Origin of the sequence: Herbaspirillum huttiense (assembly GCF_004367745.1) — a bacterium.
Lineage (GTDB): Bacteria > Pseudomonadota > Gammaproteobacteria > Burkholderiales > Burkholderiaceae_D > Herbaspirillum > Herbaspirillum huttiense.
This window is the reverse complement of record NZ_CP037993.1, coordinates 3,223,307-3,237,860: the sequence shown is the minus strand read 5'-3', so window position 1 is coordinate 3,237,860 and position 14,554 is coordinate 3,223,307. Positions and strand designations below refer to the sequence as shown.

Annotated in this window: 10 protein-coding genes; 5 read left to right on the top strand and 5 right to left on the bottom strand. The window is 64.1% G+C overall.

Annotation, left to right across the window (positions count from 1 at the left end):
- Nucleotides 1-42: 42 nt before the first annotated feature.
- Nucleotides 43-1,147, bottom strand: a protein-coding gene (prfB, locus tag E2K99_RS14600) for a peptide chain release factor 2 (protein ID WP_134222691.1) whose coding sequence is annotated in 2 segments (ribosomal slippage) — nucleotides 43-1,065 and nucleotides 1,067-1,147 — 1,104 coding nt in all. Because the reading frame shifts where the segments join, the coding sequence is not laid out codon by codon here.
- A 177-nt stretch (nucleotides 1,148-1,324) separates the two neighbouring features.
- Between prfB and E2K99_RS14595 the strand changes: the two genes are divergently transcribed.
- Nucleotides 1,325-3,280, top strand: a complete 1,956-nt coding sequence (locus E2K99_RS14595; RefSeq protein WP_134222690.1) for a PhoX family protein — start codon at nucleotides 1,325-1,327, stop codon at nucleotides 3,278-3,280.
- A gap of 89 nt (nucleotides 3,281-3,369) precedes the next feature.
- Nucleotides 3,370-4,101, top strand: coding sequence for a hypothetical protein (locus tag E2K99_RS14590; RefSeq protein WP_134222689.1), 732 nt, complete (start codon nucleotides 3,370-3,372; stop codon nucleotides 4,099-4,101).
- On the opposite strand, the gene E2K99_RS14585 is transcribed toward E2K99_RS14590, so the two are convergent.
- From E2K99_RS14585 to E2K99_RS14570, 4 genes are all read right to left on the bottom strand, one after another.
- The gene (locus E2K99_RS14585) at nucleotides 4,043-5,728 is read right to left on the bottom strand and encodes a diguanylate cyclase domain-containing protein (protein WP_134222688.1); all 1,686 of its coding nucleotides are present in this window, start codon (nucleotides 5,726-5,728) and stop codon (nucleotides 4,043-4,045) included. The two genes, E2K99_RS14590 and E2K99_RS14585, sit on opposite strands and share 59 nt — an antisense overlap.
- A gap of 223 nt (nucleotides 5,729-5,951) precedes the next feature.
- Nucleotides 5,952-7,646, bottom strand: coding sequence for a single-stranded-DNA-specific exonuclease RecJ (recJ, locus tag E2K99_RS14580; RefSeq protein ID WP_134222687.1), 1,695 nt, complete (start codon nucleotides 7,644-7,646; stop codon nucleotides 5,952-5,954).
- Nucleotides 7,643-8,674: a hypothetical protein gene (locus E2K99_RS14575; RefSeq protein WP_134222686.1), complete on the bottom strand. Its 1,032-nt coding sequence runs from the start codon at nucleotides 8,672-8,674 to the stop codon at nucleotides 7,643-7,645. The genes recJ and E2K99_RS14575 overlap by 4 nt, the downstream gene beginning before the upstream one ends.
- 72 nt (nucleotides 8,675-8,746) lie before the next feature.
- The gene (locus tag E2K99_RS14570) at nucleotides 8,747-10,870 is read right to left on the bottom strand and encodes an ATP-dependent helicase (protein WP_134222685.1); all 2,124 of its coding nucleotides are present in this window, start codon (nucleotides 10,868-10,870) and stop codon (nucleotides 8,747-8,749) included.
- Nucleotides 10,871-11,199: 329 nt separating this feature from the next.
- Between E2K99_RS14570 and E2K99_RS14565 the strand changes: the two genes are divergently transcribed.
- From E2K99_RS14565 to argE, 3 genes are all read left to right on the top strand, one after another.
- Nucleotides 11,200-12,465 carry a lipoprotein-releasing ABC transporter permease subunit gene (locus E2K99_RS14565; RefSeq protein ID WP_134135884.1) on the top strand — a complete coding sequence of 422 codons (1,266 nt, stop codon included), beginning with the start codon at nucleotides 11,200-11,202 and terminating at the stop codon, nucleotides 12,463-12,465.
- The gene (lolD, locus tag E2K99_RS14560) at nucleotides 12,458-13,174 is read left to right on the top strand and encodes a lipoprotein-releasing ABC transporter ATP-binding protein LolD (protein ID WP_134222684.1); all 717 of its coding nucleotides are present in this window, start codon (nucleotides 12,458-12,460) and stop codon (nucleotides 13,172-13,174) included. Before E2K99_RS14565 ends, lolD begins: the two co-directional genes overlap by 8 nt.
- Before the next feature lie 106 nt (nucleotides 13,175-13,280).
- Nucleotides 13,281-14,453: an acetylornithine deacetylase gene (gene argE, locus E2K99_RS14555; RefSeq protein ID WP_134222683.1), complete on the top strand. Its 1,173-nt coding sequence runs from the start codon at nucleotides 13,281-13,283 to the stop codon at nucleotides 14,451-14,453.
- Nucleotides 14,454-14,554: the final 101 nt, after the last annotated feature.

The window sequence follows — 14,554 nt, the reverse complement described above, 5'->3', positions numbered from 1 at the left end:
AGCAAGTGCAGGCCGCGCAGCAAGGCCGCGCGGCCACCGGGATCAGACGCCCTGTTTCAGCGAGGCCGCGATGAAGTCGTCGATGTCGCCATCGAGGACGGCCTTGGTATTGCCGGTTTCGAAGTTGGTACGCAGGTCCTTGATGCGGGACTGGTCCAGCACGTAGGAGCGGATCTGGTGGCCCCAGCCGACGTCGGTCTTGGAGTCTTCCAGCTTCTGCTGTTCGCTCATGCGCTTGCGCAGTTCCAGTTCGAACAGCTTGGCGCGCAGCATGTCCCAGGCCTCGGCCCGGTTGCGGTGCTGGCTGCGGTCGTTCTGGCATTGCACGACAATGCCCGTCGGGGCGTGCGTCAGGCGCACGGCGGAGTCGGTCTTGTTGATGTGCTGGCCACCCGCGCCGGAGGCACGGTAGGTGTCCACCCGCACATCAGCCGGGTTGATCTCGATCTCGAAGGATTCATCCACTTCGGGGTAGACGAACAGGCTCGAGAACGAGGTATGGCGGCCATTGGACGAGTCGAACGGCGACTTGCGCACCAGGCGGTGCACACCCGTTTCGGTGCGCAGGAAGCCATAGGCGTATTCGCCCTCGACCTTGATGGTGGCGGTCTTGATGCCGGCCACTTCACCGTCGGACTGTTCCAGGATTTCGGCCTTGAAGCCCTTGCGCTCGCAGTAGCGCAGGTATTGGCGCAGCAGCATGGAAGCCCAGTCCTGGGCTTCGGTACCGCCGGCACCGGCCTGGATGTCGATGAAGCAGTTGTTGGCGTCCATGGGGCCGCTGAACATGCGGCGGAATTCCATGTCTTCGACCAGCTTCTTCAGGGTCTCGGCATCGGCTTCGATGGCGACGATGGTGTCCTCGTCCTTTTCCTCGCGGGCCATCTCGAAGAGGTCACGCGCATCGCTGAGCTCGCTGTCGATCTTGATGAGGGTGTGGACGATCGCTTCCAGCGATTTCTTTTCCTTGCCGAGGTCCTGGGCCCGCTTCTGGTCGTTCCAGACGTTGGGGTCTTCCAGTTCGGCGTTGACTTGTTCGAGTTTCTCCGACTTCACATCGAAGTCAAAGATACCTCCGAAGCTCGGTGGCACGGGTGGCCAGATCATCGAGCAAGGATTGGAGGGAATTGAGGCGTTCTGCTTCCATGATGGTTTCTTTTGCGATCAAACCTCGAATTATACAAGAGGAGGAGGGCAGTTTCACCCCCGTCACGCGCCTGTCATTTTCCGTCGCTACCATCGGCGCGCTTGTTTGACTGACAAAATACTGACGGGTGCGTCCGCCGCTGCCCGACATCTGCTAGCCACCACCGGAGAATCCTCGATGAGACAGCCTGCCCCCACCGCCACCCCAACCGTCGCCGACCAGCCGCAAGCCGGCCGCCGCAACCTGCTCAAGGCCCTGGGCGCCGCGCCCCTGCTGCCGCTGGCGGGCGGCCTGTCGGCCTCGGCCCTGCTGGCCGCCTGCGCCACCCCGGGTGCGGGCAAGCCTTTCGCCTCGGCGCGTTTCACCGGCATGCCGGCCCCGACCCTGGACAACCCGGCCGCCATGGCCGCCACCACCGTCGGCTCGGCCCTGGAAGTGACTTTTGCAGATGGCAGCAAGCAGAGCTACAAGCTGGCCTATCAGCCTTTCTTCATGACCGGCGACATGGTCCCGAACGGCAAGGGCGGCAGCATCCTCGCCGGCGGCTACCTGGACATCAACAACCAGCCCATCATCGACCGCTCGGTGCCGGGCAAGGAGCGCCAGTTCTATTCCGACTGCCCGGACGGCTCTTCGCTGCTGACCGTGGCCGGTGCCAAGGTGCCGGGCGTTAAGGGCAATGCGGTATTTGCCGTGGTGCAATTCGAATACACCACGCGCGACCAGAAGCAGGCGGCCATGTACGGCCAGCTGCCGTCGCCCATCGCCGTGCTGACCCTGGACCAGGATCCTTCGTCGGGCAAGCTGTCGCTGGTGCAGTACCACAATGTTGATACCTCCCAGGTCAACGGCCTGTGGATCACTTGCGGTGCCAGCCTGTCGCCCTGGAATACGCACCTGTCGTCGGAAGAATATGAACCGGATGCCTCGGCCATCGCTTCCAATCCGCAATTCAAGGCCTTCAGCAAGAACCTGTATGGCGACGAGAACCGCGCCAATCCCTATCACTATGGCCACCTGCCGGAAGTGACCGTCAACCCGGACGGCACCGGTTCCATCAAGAAGCACTATTGCCTGGGCCGCATCTCGCACGAGCTGGTACAGGTCATGCCGGACCAGCGCACGGTGCTCATGGGGGATGATGCCACCAATGGCGGCCTGTTCATGTTCATCGCCGATCGCGCCGCAGACCTGTCCTCGGGCACCCTTTATGTGGCGCGCTGGGAGCAGGTCTCGGGCGTTGGTCCGGGTGCCGGCAAGCTGTCCTGGGTACGCCTGGGCAGCGCCACCAGTGCCGAAATCAAGGCCATGGCGGACCGCTACAAGTCCTCCGACATCATGGACATCCGCACCACTGATCCGGCTGACGGTTCCTTCTCCAAGATCCCGTTCAATGGCAAGTTCAACTGGGTGCGCGTCAAGCCGGGCATGCAGAAGGCCGCCGCCTTCCTGGAAACCCACCGCTACGCGGCACTGGCAGGTGGCAGCCTGGGCTTCACCAAGATGGAAGGCACCACCGTCAATGCCCGCGACAAGATCGCCTATTCGGCCATGTCCTATGTGCAGACCTCGATGCTCAATGGCTCCGGCCACATCAAGGTCGAAGGCCCCAAGGCCGGCGCCGTGTATGCCCTGAACCTGCGCGGTGGTCAGCGCGATGCCGGTGGCAATGCCATCGACAGTGAATGGGTGGCCATCGACATGGCTCCGCCGGCTGCCCTGGTGGGCGTGGACCTGAAGACCCCGGATGCCTTGGGCAACCTGGCCGACCAGGAACACATCGCCAATCCGGACAACATCAAGTTCTCGGAAAAGCTGCGTACCTTGTTCATCGGTGAAGACAGCGGCATGCACGTCAACAACTTCCTGTGGGCCTACAACGTCGATACCAAGGCGCTCACCCGCGTGCTGTCCTGCCCGGCGGGCGCTGAATCGACCGGCCTGCATGCGGTGGATGAGATCAACGGCTGGACCTACGTGATGAGCAACTTCCAGCACGCCGGCGATTGGGAGAAAGGCTTGCACGACAAGGTCAAGGACACCCTCGATCCCCTGGTGCGCGCCAACTTCAAGGACCGCTTCGGTGCCACCGTGGGCTACCTGACCGGTTTGCCGCAGACCGGCAAGGCCTGATGTGAAGCAAAAGGCTTCAGCCTGAAGGGGGCGGACGGAACGCATTCTGCTAGGATCAGTCCTATCAGCTCGTTTCGTCCCGCCCGCCGATGACCAGAAAGCTGTTCTCCCTTCTGCCCCTGTCCTTGCTGTGCGCCACCCTGTTGGGCGGCTGCGCCTCGCCCCCCGCGCCGCATGGCGAAGTCAAGGGGGCCGAGGCCAGTTCACGCGAGATGGGGCAATCCGACAGCAACCGTGTGGCCACCCTGGCCATGCGCGCCAATCTCGATAGCCTGTACCTGCTGATGTCCAAGCTGTATCGGCGCAACCCGGCAGAATGGAAGAAAACCGCTGCCACCCGCGAGGAGGCCGAGAAAAAGGTCAAACAAGCCATCGAGCAGCGCCAGGCCTGGCCCGAATTGCAGGGCAAGCGCGACATCCAGGCCATGACGCTGGCCTTGTCACCGGAGTTCAAGGGGGATCGGGTCGCGGCCTTCATCGATGCGACTGCCGACATGATCATCGTCGCGCATGGCAACAAGATCGAATTCTTCCTGGTCGACGGGCTCGACGCCCAGCATCTCTACAATGCCGCGCGCAATGTGGAAATCGCCGCCTGGATTCTCTCCAGCCGCAAGAATGCCAACGGCACGCCCCTGCTGCTGTCCGACGAGATCGGCAGCGACGCGCGCAACCTGAGTTTTGAACGGGAATTCGGCAAGATCGTCGGCCGTCTCGACCTGATGGCCGAATTCATGACCGAGCGCTATCGCCGCGCTGGTATCAGCTATGTGCAGAACCTGCTGGGCGGGTCATTCCTGCAGTTCCTGCCGGTGCGTTGATTTCATCCACCACGACGGATTGCGCCGGCGCAATCACGTAGCAACCACGCCCATTGCCCTTGGCGGCGTACATGGCTTTGTCGGCGGCCTGCAGCAGGCTGTCGGCGTCGCAGCTGCCATCACATACGGCAATGCCCACCGAGACGCCCAGCTGGTACTCGCCCTGCGCCAGATGCAGCGTTTCGGAGACCACCCGGATGCATTTTTCTGCCAGCACCTGTGCGCCGTTTTCATAGGGCTGGCCGAGGTCGGTGATGAGCAGCACGAATTCATCGCCGCCCACGCGCGCCAGCGTATCGCCATGGCGGGCCACCTGGCGCAGCCGCCGCGTGATTTCCTGCAGCACCAGATCGCCGGCCTTGTGGCCGAGGGTATCGTTGATCGGCTTGAAACCGTCCAGATCGAGGAACAGCAGCGCCACCCCATTGCGTTCGCGGCAGGCGTGGGTGAGGGCGGCTTCCATGCGTTCGGCCAGCATCATGCGGTTGGGCAGGCCGGTGAGCACATCGTGGTGCGCCTGGTGCTGCAGTTCGGCCTGGTGCAGTTTCAGGCGCGACAGCAAGCCGTTGAAGGCCATGGTCAGGTGCCCGACTTCATCGCGCCGCTCCACCGGCAGCGGCGACAGCGGCAGTTCGCCACGGGTCATGCGGTCGGCCAGTGCGGCGGCGCGGCGCAAGGGGCGGAAGAACCAGAGATAGGCCAGTATCACCAGCACGATCACCATCCCACCCTGGATCAGTCCACCGCGTCCGATCAGGGCACGGGTGTGTGCCACGGTGGGCAGGGCGGCGGCCAGCGGCAGCGTCACGGCCACCATCCAGCTAGTGCCGGGTACCGAGGCAAAGGCCTTGATTTCATTGACGCCGTTGGCGGCCTCGCCCACGCCATTGCCACGGAAACCTTGTTGCACGGCCTGGTCCATCAGCGCATCCTTTCCGACCGGCGGCAGCTGGCTGTAGAACAGGGCTTCGTCGCTGGAGGCGATGACCATGCGCTGGTTCGGGGAAATCAGCTGGAAGCCGCCGGACGGCCCCAGCTTTGCGCGCTGCAGATGGTCGAGGAAGCCCGGTGCGTTGAGGTCGGTACTGCCGCCCAGCACGCCCACCACCTTGCCTTCGGCATTGCGCAGCGGAGTGAGCATGGCGATGATGGGTTTGCCGCTGGCCGGGCTGGCCAGGGGCGGGCAGATGACGGTAGCACCCTGCAGTACGCGCTCGAAATCGGCGTACTGGGTCAGCGACAGGGCACGCCGGCCGTTCAGGGTCGGATAGTCGATCACGATCAAGCCATTGGCGTCGGCCACGAACAGGCCTTGGGCAAACAGCGGCTGCAGTTCCTGGTGTTCCTGCAGCCAGGTGCGCACGGCGGCGCGGTCCGCCAGCATGGCGGGAGGAAGGTGCTGCGCCAGGCGTTCAAGGTAGCGCGCACGTTCCTGCACGCGGTAGCCGATGTCTTCTGCCAGATAGCTGGCGATCGTGCTTTGCTGCTCGGCCGCGACCTGGGCCTGCTCCTTTTCGAGAAAGCCGATCAGGATGTTGTAGCGCATGACCGCACTGACCACGATCAGCATGAGGCCGAAGAGGACGAGACGAGTCACCAGGCTGCAATGGATGCGCGTGATCTTCATTCAGGGATTTGATGTTGTTGTTATTCCTCGGAGCGCCCGTGGTACCCGCTTCCCTCAAATCGATCCGGAAGTCGCTCCAAGCCAACATTGTGCCACTGCAACGGAGCGCCTGTCGGCTTTTTTTGTGCGTGTTGCCATGCCGCAATCCTTCCCTGGCGCGGGCTCGCGCCAGAGAATCTTGGGGAGAATCGCCGGTTCTCCGGCAGGGGGGAGCGGAGCCAGTTCAGGCCGGTTCTGCGTGCTCGACCATCAGTTGCACCGTGGTCTTGCCGTTGTACTCATTGGCATCGAGCCGGAAGGCCACCTGGGCATGATCGGGCAGGGCATCGGTGTGCCCGAACCAGATGGCGTCGTACTTGCGGCCGCCCTTTTCCAGCTGCAGCTTGAGGTGCTTTTCCTTCAGGATACGCTGGCTGAGCACGCGGAAATGATCGCGGAACACCGGCGGCGCGAAGCCCTGGCCCCAGACCTGCTGGTCCATCAGGGTGATGAATTCGACCGAGTAATAGCTGTCCTCCAGTTCGCCATCGGTCTCGATGACGCGTTCCAGCTGGTTCTGCGTGAGCCAGTCGCGGCCGACCGCCTCGAAGGCCTGCGAGAAGGCATCGAAGGCTTCGGCATGGATGGTCAATCCGGCCGCCATGGCATGGCCGCCGAACTTGGTCATCACCGAAGGCGCGTGCTTGGATACCAGGTCCAGCGCGTCGCGCAGGTGGAAGCCGGCAATCGAGCGGCCCGAGCCCTTGATGAAACCTTCATCGCCCGGCGCGAAGGTGATCGTGGGGCGGTAGAACTTGTCCTTCAGGCGCGAGGCCACGATGCCGATCACGCCCTGGTGCCAGGAGGGATCAAAGATGGCGATCGTACGGCGGTCGGCCGGATTGAAATCGTCCAGCAGCAGCAGGGCGGTATCCTGCATGCCGGCCTCGATGTCGCGCCGTTCGCGGTTGATGGCATCGAGTTGCTGGGCGATGGCCCAGGCGCGCCCTTCGTCATCGGTAGTGAGGCATTCGATGCCCAGCGACATGTCGGCCAGGCGGCCGGCGGCGTTCAGGCGCGGGCCCACGGCAAAGCCGAGGTCGAACGGGGTGGCGCGGCGCGCTTCGCGGCCGGCTGCGCGGAACAGGGCGGCGATGCCGGGATGCATCTTGCCGCTGCGCATGCGCTTCAGGCCTTGGGCCACCAGGATGCGGTTGTTGGCATCGAGCTTGACTACGTCGGCCACCGTGCCCAGTGCCACCAGGTCGAGCAGGCTGTCCAGGCGCGGCTGGGTCTGGGCATCGAACAGGCCGCGCTTGCGCATCTCCGCGCGCAAGGCCAGCAGCACGTAGAACATCACCCCCACGCCCGCCAGGTTCTTGCTGGGGAAGCCGCACTGCGGCTGGTTGGGGTTGACGATCACGCGTGCGTCCGGCAGGGCGTCGCCCGGCAGGTGGTGGTCGGTCACCACGACGTCGATGCCGCGCCGCTTGGCTTCGGCCACGCCGTCGATGCTGGCGATGCCGTTGTCGACGGTGACGATGATGTCGGGATTCTTCTCGCGCACGGTCAGTTCGACGATCTCGGGCGTGAGGCCATAACCGTATTCGAAGCGGTTGGGCACGATGTAGTCCACCTGCGCACCCAGCAGGCGCAGGCCGCGCAGGGCGACGGCGCAGGCGGTGGCGCCGTCGCAGTCGTAGTCGGCGACGATGACCAGCTTCTTGCGCTCGGCGATGGCATCGGCCAGGTATATGGCGGCCGCCTCGATATGCAGCAGGCCGGATGGCGCGATCAAGGCATTGAGCTCGCTGGCTAGCTCACGCGCGGTGGACAGGCCGCGCGCCGCATAGACGCGCGCCAGCACCGGGTGCACGCCTTCGGCAATCAGTTGCTCAGCTTGGGAAATGTCATAGGAGCGGGTAGTGACGCGAATCATGCCGACAGCCCCGACAGTGAAGCTTTACGCCAGAACCGGCGCAGTGCGCCCCGCGTGACCGCCACTTCCTGGCTGCGGTCAGCGCCGGTCAGGATCAGGTTCAGCGCTTCCAGAGTGCCGGCCTTCAGCGACACCAGCAAAGGGGCCAGCCAGTCACGGTCCAGGTGCTCCAGATGCTGCAGCCACAGACCCCATTCCTCAGCCAGCGCCGCTTCGGCCAGTGCATCCAGCACCAGCAGGCGATGGCCACTGCCTTGGGCCACTTGGGCCGCACCACCGTCGGCGCGCTCTTGGCCGAAGGCGCGCAGCCAGCCGCGCAGGCCGAAGCGCTCGGCGTAGGTATCGTCGGCGTGTACGCCGGCATCGGCCCCACCCCAGATCCAGATCGAATTGATGGCCTTCTGGCCACGTATTTCGCGCTGCTCGTTGAGCGACTCGGCAAACCACTGCATCTGCACTTCGTTCTGCAGCTTGCGCCAGGCCAGCTCGCCCGGTCCTTCCGGCATCCAGATGTCGACGTTGCGCCCGCTGGCGGCCGAGGGCGTGGAGGTGCGCAGCCCGGCCCAGGCGTCGGCCCGGATGAACCAGGTGCGGGCATCGCCATAGACCAGCTCATGGCCGATCTCGGTGAACAGGGGCAGGGCGGCGGCAAACAGGCGGCGCGATTCATCCTCTTCCAACTGCAGCTGGCCGATGTCGGTCAGCACCAGGTGGTCACGCGCCACGTGGATGTGGGCTGGATGCAGCACGAACCAGTGACCGGCCGCAGGCGTGTGGCCCAGGCGTTGCATCAGCGCGCTGGCGGCGGCGGGGCTGGAATCCTGGGGCGCGGGCGGCAGGCCGAAGCGGCGGGCCAGCCAGTGCTCATGCGGCAGGGCGCGCGAAAACGGATCATGCGCCTGGCGTGGCGCGGCCTTGCCACGGCCCAGCAGCATGGCCAGGGCTGGTGCCTGGCTCTGGCGCAGCAGGTCGCGCGCCAGTTCAGCCGGGGGCAGGGCAAAGGGGATGAGGATGTCGAGTTGATTCATGGGGCGCTATTTTAGCGGCTGGCGCGCCGCTTGGCCCCGCTTGCCTGAACAAGGCTTCACTTCAAAGCGGGGTCAGCCACTGTTCCAGGCCTTTTTTGCACGCTGGCGCACCAGCATGCGCACGCTGTCGGGCATGGGCGTGCGCGCGCCATTGGTCTCGGCCGAGAACCACAGGCTGTCTTCAAAGAAGGGCAGCATGCGCGGCGTGATGAAGCGGCTGCGGATGCCATTGACGTGGCGGTCGCCCTGCGCGGTTTGCTGGGTGATGTAGAAGCGCTGCGGCACCACCAGGTGCAGATACTCCTTGGCGCGCGTCATGGCTACGTAGAGCAGGCGCCGCTCCTCGGCGATCTCGGCCTCGCTGCCGGTGGCCAGGTCCGACGGGATGCAGCCATCGACCACGTTGAGCACGTGGACCGAGCGCCATTCCTGGCCCTTGGCGGAGTGGATGGTGGAGAGCGTCAGGTAATCCTCGTCGCGGTAGGGCGGAGCGGAGAAGTCGCTGCTGGCTTCGGGCGGATCCAGCGTCAGTTCGGTCAGGAATTTCTCGCGCGAGGCATAGCCATTGGCCAGCGCGGTCAGTTGCTCGATGTCGGCGGCGCGGGCATCAGCGTCTTCATAGCGCTGCTCCAGTTGCGGCAGATACCAGTCGCGCGCGGCCTGGATGTCGGTCGGCCAGCTGGCACTGGCGCGGCGCATCAGGTCGTAGGTGTCGGCAAAGGCCTGCCATTGCAGGGCGATACTGGCGGGTGCGCCGAAGTTCAGCAGCGCATCGGCCGGGTCGCTGGCGGCGGCCATGAGGTCCAGTACCTTCCTGGCCGTAGCGGGACCGATCCCGGGAATCAGTTGCAGCGCCCGGAAGCCCGCCATGCGCCCGCTGGGATTGTGCGCCAGGCGCAGCAGCGAGAGCAGGTCCTTGATGTGGGTGCTTTCCAGGAATTTGAGTCCGCCGAACTTCACGAAGGGGATGTTGCGCCGGACCAGCTCCAGTTCCAGCGCCGCGCTGTGGGTGGCGGTACGAAACAGCACCGCCTGGGATTTCAGGGTGAGCCCTTCTTCACGCTGCGCCAGGATGCGGTTGGCCACCCAGCGCGCCTGTTCGGCCTCATCCGGGATGACCACCAGTTGCGGCTTCTGTGAGGACGGCTTGTCGCTCCAGAGCTGCTTGACGTGCCGTTCCGGCGCATCGGCGATGACGGCGTTGGAGGCCTGCAGGATGGGCTGCGTGGAGCGGTAATTCTGTTCCAGCGTCAACAGCCGCGCCGGCTGGGTGAACAGCTCGGGAAAATCGAGGATGTTGCGCACCGTCGCGCCCCGGAAGGAATAGATGGACTGGGCATCGTCACCCACGGCGGTCACGCCGGCGCCATCGGGCTTCATTCGTTGCAGGATCTCGGCTTGCAGGCGGTTGGTGTCCTGGTATTCATCCACCAGCACATGATCGAAGCGCGCCCCGACCGATTGCGCAATCTCGTGGTCGGATAGCATGTCGGCCCAGAACAGCAGCAGGTCGTCGTAATCGAGCACGTGCTGTGCTTCCTTGGCCTCGACATAACGGGTAAAAAGTTCGCCCAGCAGCCTCTCCCATTCCCGGCACCAGGGGAATTGTGTCTGCAGCACGGTGCCCAGGTCTTGCCGGGTATTGACCGCACGTGAATAAATCGACAGGCAAGTGCCCTTCAGCGGAAAACGCTTGTCGGTAGAGGACAGCCCCATCTCGTGGCGCAGCAGGCCGATCAGGTCTTCGGAATCGCCGCGATCCTGGATGGTGAAGTCTTCTTCCAGGCCGATGACGGCCGCGTACTCGCGCAACAGCCGCGCGCCGATGGCGTGGAAGGTGCCTGACCAGGGCAGTTGCGGCGGGCTGTCGGTGGCCGCCAGCCCCAGCACCTGGCGGATCACCTGGCCCACGCGCCGGCCCATGTCGGCAGCCGCCCGGCGCGAGAAGGTCAGCAGCAGGATGCGTTGCGGGTCGGCCCCGTCGAGGATCAGCCTGGCGACCCGGTGCGCCAGGGTATTGGTCTTGCCCGACCCGGCACCGGCCACGATGAGCAGCGGCGGCTGTTGTGCTGCCGGCAAGGCGCTGCCATGCTCGACCGCCTCGCGCTGCTGTGCGTTCAGGCGCGCAAACGGGTCGCGCTCGCCGGTGGGCGGGCTGCTGGTGTCGGGGACGTCCTGGGCGAGTTCGGGTGGCATGGTGCGGGGAAATTCATATCGGCGATGGCTGGGCAAGGAGGTACTGTATATATAACCAGTCCAGGATGCAACATCAGGCACATCCACTATATGAAACATCTTGGCGCGAACCTCTGCGGTAGAAGTGAATCTACAGGCTTCACGGCAGACGACCGACGGGTCCGGCGCGAGTATGGAGCAGACGGCCAGGGATGGGCCATGACTGCAAACTGTGGCAAACTTCGCGCTTTGTCTTCGCCCGTGTTGGCGTGCGGCCAGAGGATTGCGTCCCGGAACCGGGAGGCGAGGCCACTGGCAGCACATTGTGCAGGCCCTCTCCCGGAGCAATTTTGAGTCTGATTAAAAACCTGCCGTTCGAATGGCTGGTCGGCATCCGCTACACGCGGGCCGGCAAGCGCAGCGGCCGCAACAGTTTCATTTCCTTCATTTCCCTCATTTCCATGGCCGGCATTGCGCTGGGCGTGGCTGCCCTGATTGTGGTGCTGTCGGTCATGAATGGTTTCCAGAAGGAAGTGCGTGACCGCATGCTTTCCGTGCTGGCCCACATCGAAGTCTTCGATGCCTCCGGCTCCATGAAAGACTGGCAGGCGGTGGCCAAGCAGACCTTCCAGAACCCCGAGGTGCTGGGCGCTGCGCCCTATGTATCGGGCCAGGCCATGATGACGCGTGACGACAACCTGCGCGGCGTGCTGGTGCGCGGCGTGCTGCCCGAGGAAGAGCCCAAGGTCTCGGACGTGGCCAAGCAGGTCAAGCAGGGCAGTTTCGATTCTCTGAAACCCGGCGAATTCAACATCGTGATCGGCGGCGAGCTGGCGCGCGGCATGCGCGTGGGCCTGGGCGACAAGGTCACGGTGATCGTGCCGCAAGGGCAGGTGACCCCGGCCGGGGTCTTGCCGCGCCTGAAGCAATTCACGGTGACCGGGATTTTCGAAGCGGGCCATTATGAATTCGATTCGTCGCTGGCCTTCATCCAGTTGCAGGATGCAGAAACCCTGTTCCGCATGGATGCCCCCACTGGCGTGCGCCTGCGCATCCGCGACATGCTGCAGGCCCCGGAAGTGACGCAGCAGCTGGCGCGCACCCTGAGCGGCGACCTCTACCTGCGCGACTGGTCGCAGCAGAACAGCAACTGGTTCGCGGCCGTCAAGACTGAAAAGCGCATGATGTTCATCATCCTCGCGTTGATCATCGCCGTGGCGGCCTTCAATCTGGTGTCCACGCTGGTGATGACGGTCACCGACAAGCAGGCTGACATCGCCATCCTGCGCACGCTGGGGGCCTCTCCCGCCTCCATCATGAAGATTTTTGTGATTCAGGGGGCCCTGGTCGGCCTGGTCGGTACGGCCATCGGCGTCGGCCTGGGAGTGGTGGTGGCACTCAATATCGACGTGCTGGTGCCGGCCATCGAGCGGGCATTCCACGTGCAGTTCCTGCCCAAGAGCATTTACGTGATTTCTGAATTGCCATCCGAACTGATCTGGTCGGACGTCTATACCATCGGCGGTCTGGCCGTGGTGCTGGCCTTCCTGGCTACCCTGTATCCGAGCTGGGCAGCGGCCCGTGTCAAACCGGCGGAGGCGCTGCGCTATGAATAACAACGATCCGATCAAGAATCGCCAGGCCGTGCTGTCGTCGCGCGGCCTGGGCAAGACTTTCACCCAGGGCAAGTATTCGGTGAGGGTATTGGGCAATGTCGATATCGACGTCTACCATGGTGAACAAGTCGCCATCGTCGGTGCCTCGGGCTCCGGCAAGTCGACTTTGCTGCACCTGCTGGGCGGGCTCGATACGCCCAGCACCGGCACCGTCAGCCTGTTGGGCAAGGATTTCGCCAGCCTGGGCGAGAGCGAGCGCGGCACGCTGCGCAACCAGTCGCTGGGCTTTGTCTACCAGTTCCACCATCTGCTGCCGGAATTCTCGGCGCTGGACAACGTGGCCATGCCGCTGATGATTCGCCGCGTCAAACGGGCCGAAGCGCAGGAGCAGGCGCGCGAGATGCTGGAGAAGGTCGGCCTGGCGCAGCGCGTGACGCACGTGCCGGGCGAGCTTTCCGGGGGCGAGCGCCAGCGGGTGGCCCTGGCGCGCGCGCTGGTGACGCGTCCGGCCTGCGTGCTGGCCGATGAGCCGACCGGCAATCTCGACCGCAGCACGGCCGATCGCACCTTCGAACTGATGATCGAACTCTCGCGCACGCTGGGCACGGCCTTCGTGATCGTGACCCACGACATCGAACTGGCAGGCCGCTGCGCGCGCGTATTGCGCTTGTCCGACCAGGGCCTGAAAGTGGCCGGTCAGCAGCCTTGATGCATTCCGGGTAAGCTATCGCCTTTGACGCCGCCGTCTTGATACAAGACGGCGGTGTGCTTTTGAAGACACGAATACCTGTACAGACGGAAACTGGAGCAAGACAATGAACACCCGCCAATGGCTAGAGACCCTGGTCGCCTTCGATACCACCAGCCGCAACTCCAACCTGGAACTGATCACCACCGTGCGTGACAGCCTGGAAAAGCAAGGCATCTCCTCCTGGCTGGCGCACAACAAGGAGCAGACCAAGGCCAACCTGTTCGCCACCTTGCCCGCTACCGCCGGCGCCAATGCCGGCAGCACTGAAGGCGGCATCGTGCTCTCCGGCCATACCGACGTGGTGCCGGTGGATGGCCAGAAATGGGATACCGATCCCTTCAAGCTGACCGAGAAGGATGGCAGCCTGTTCGGCCGCGGCACTTGCGACATGAAGGGTTTCATCGCGACCTCGCTGGCGCTGGTGCCGGAATTCCTGGCCATGCCGCGTGTAAAGCCGATTCACCTGGCGTTTTCCTATGATGAAGAAATCGGCTGCATTGGCGCGCCCGTGATGCTGGAAGAAATCGTCAAGCGCGGCATCAAGGTCGATGGCTGCGTGGTGGGTGAGCCCACCAGCATGAACGTGGTGGTGGCGCACAAGGGCATCAACGTGTTTGCCTGCAAGGTGCACGGCAAGTCCGCGCACTCGTCGCTGACCCCGCAGGGCTGCAACGCCATCGAGCACGCCGCACGCCTGATCTGTGCCATCCGCGATTTCGCCGATGGCTACAAGGCCAATGGCCCGTATGACCAATTCTTCGATGTGCCCTTCAGCACCATGACCACCAATCAGATCCGTGGCGGCATCGCGGTCAACACCATTCCCGAGCTGTGTGAATTTACTTACGAATTCCGCAACCTGCCCGGCATGAGCGTGGCCGACATCCAGGCGCAGATCGACAAGTACATCGCCGAGGTGCTGCTGCCCAAGATGCGCAGCGAATTCCCGGAAGCCCGCGTGGAGATCGACAACTTCGCCGGCAGCCCGGCGCTGGAAGCGGTCGAGCAGGCGGCCATCACCGAGCTGGTGCGCGCACTGACGGGGGATCGCGAAACCCGCAAGGTGGCCTATGGCACCGAAGCAGGCCTGTTCCAGCAGATCGGCATCCCGACCATCGTCTGCGGTCCTGGCGACATCGGCAATGCCCACAAGCCCAACGAGTTCGTGACACTGTCGCAGATGGAACGCTGCGAGCAGTTCCTGCGCAAGCTGGGCAAGTCGCTGCAGCCGGCCTGATCAAGCCTGATCGGTGCGCCCGGGTAGCGTGCTAGATGAAGGACGCGAGCGATCGCGTCCTTTTTTCATGTCCGCGCGTGAAGGATCTGGTATTTCTTTAC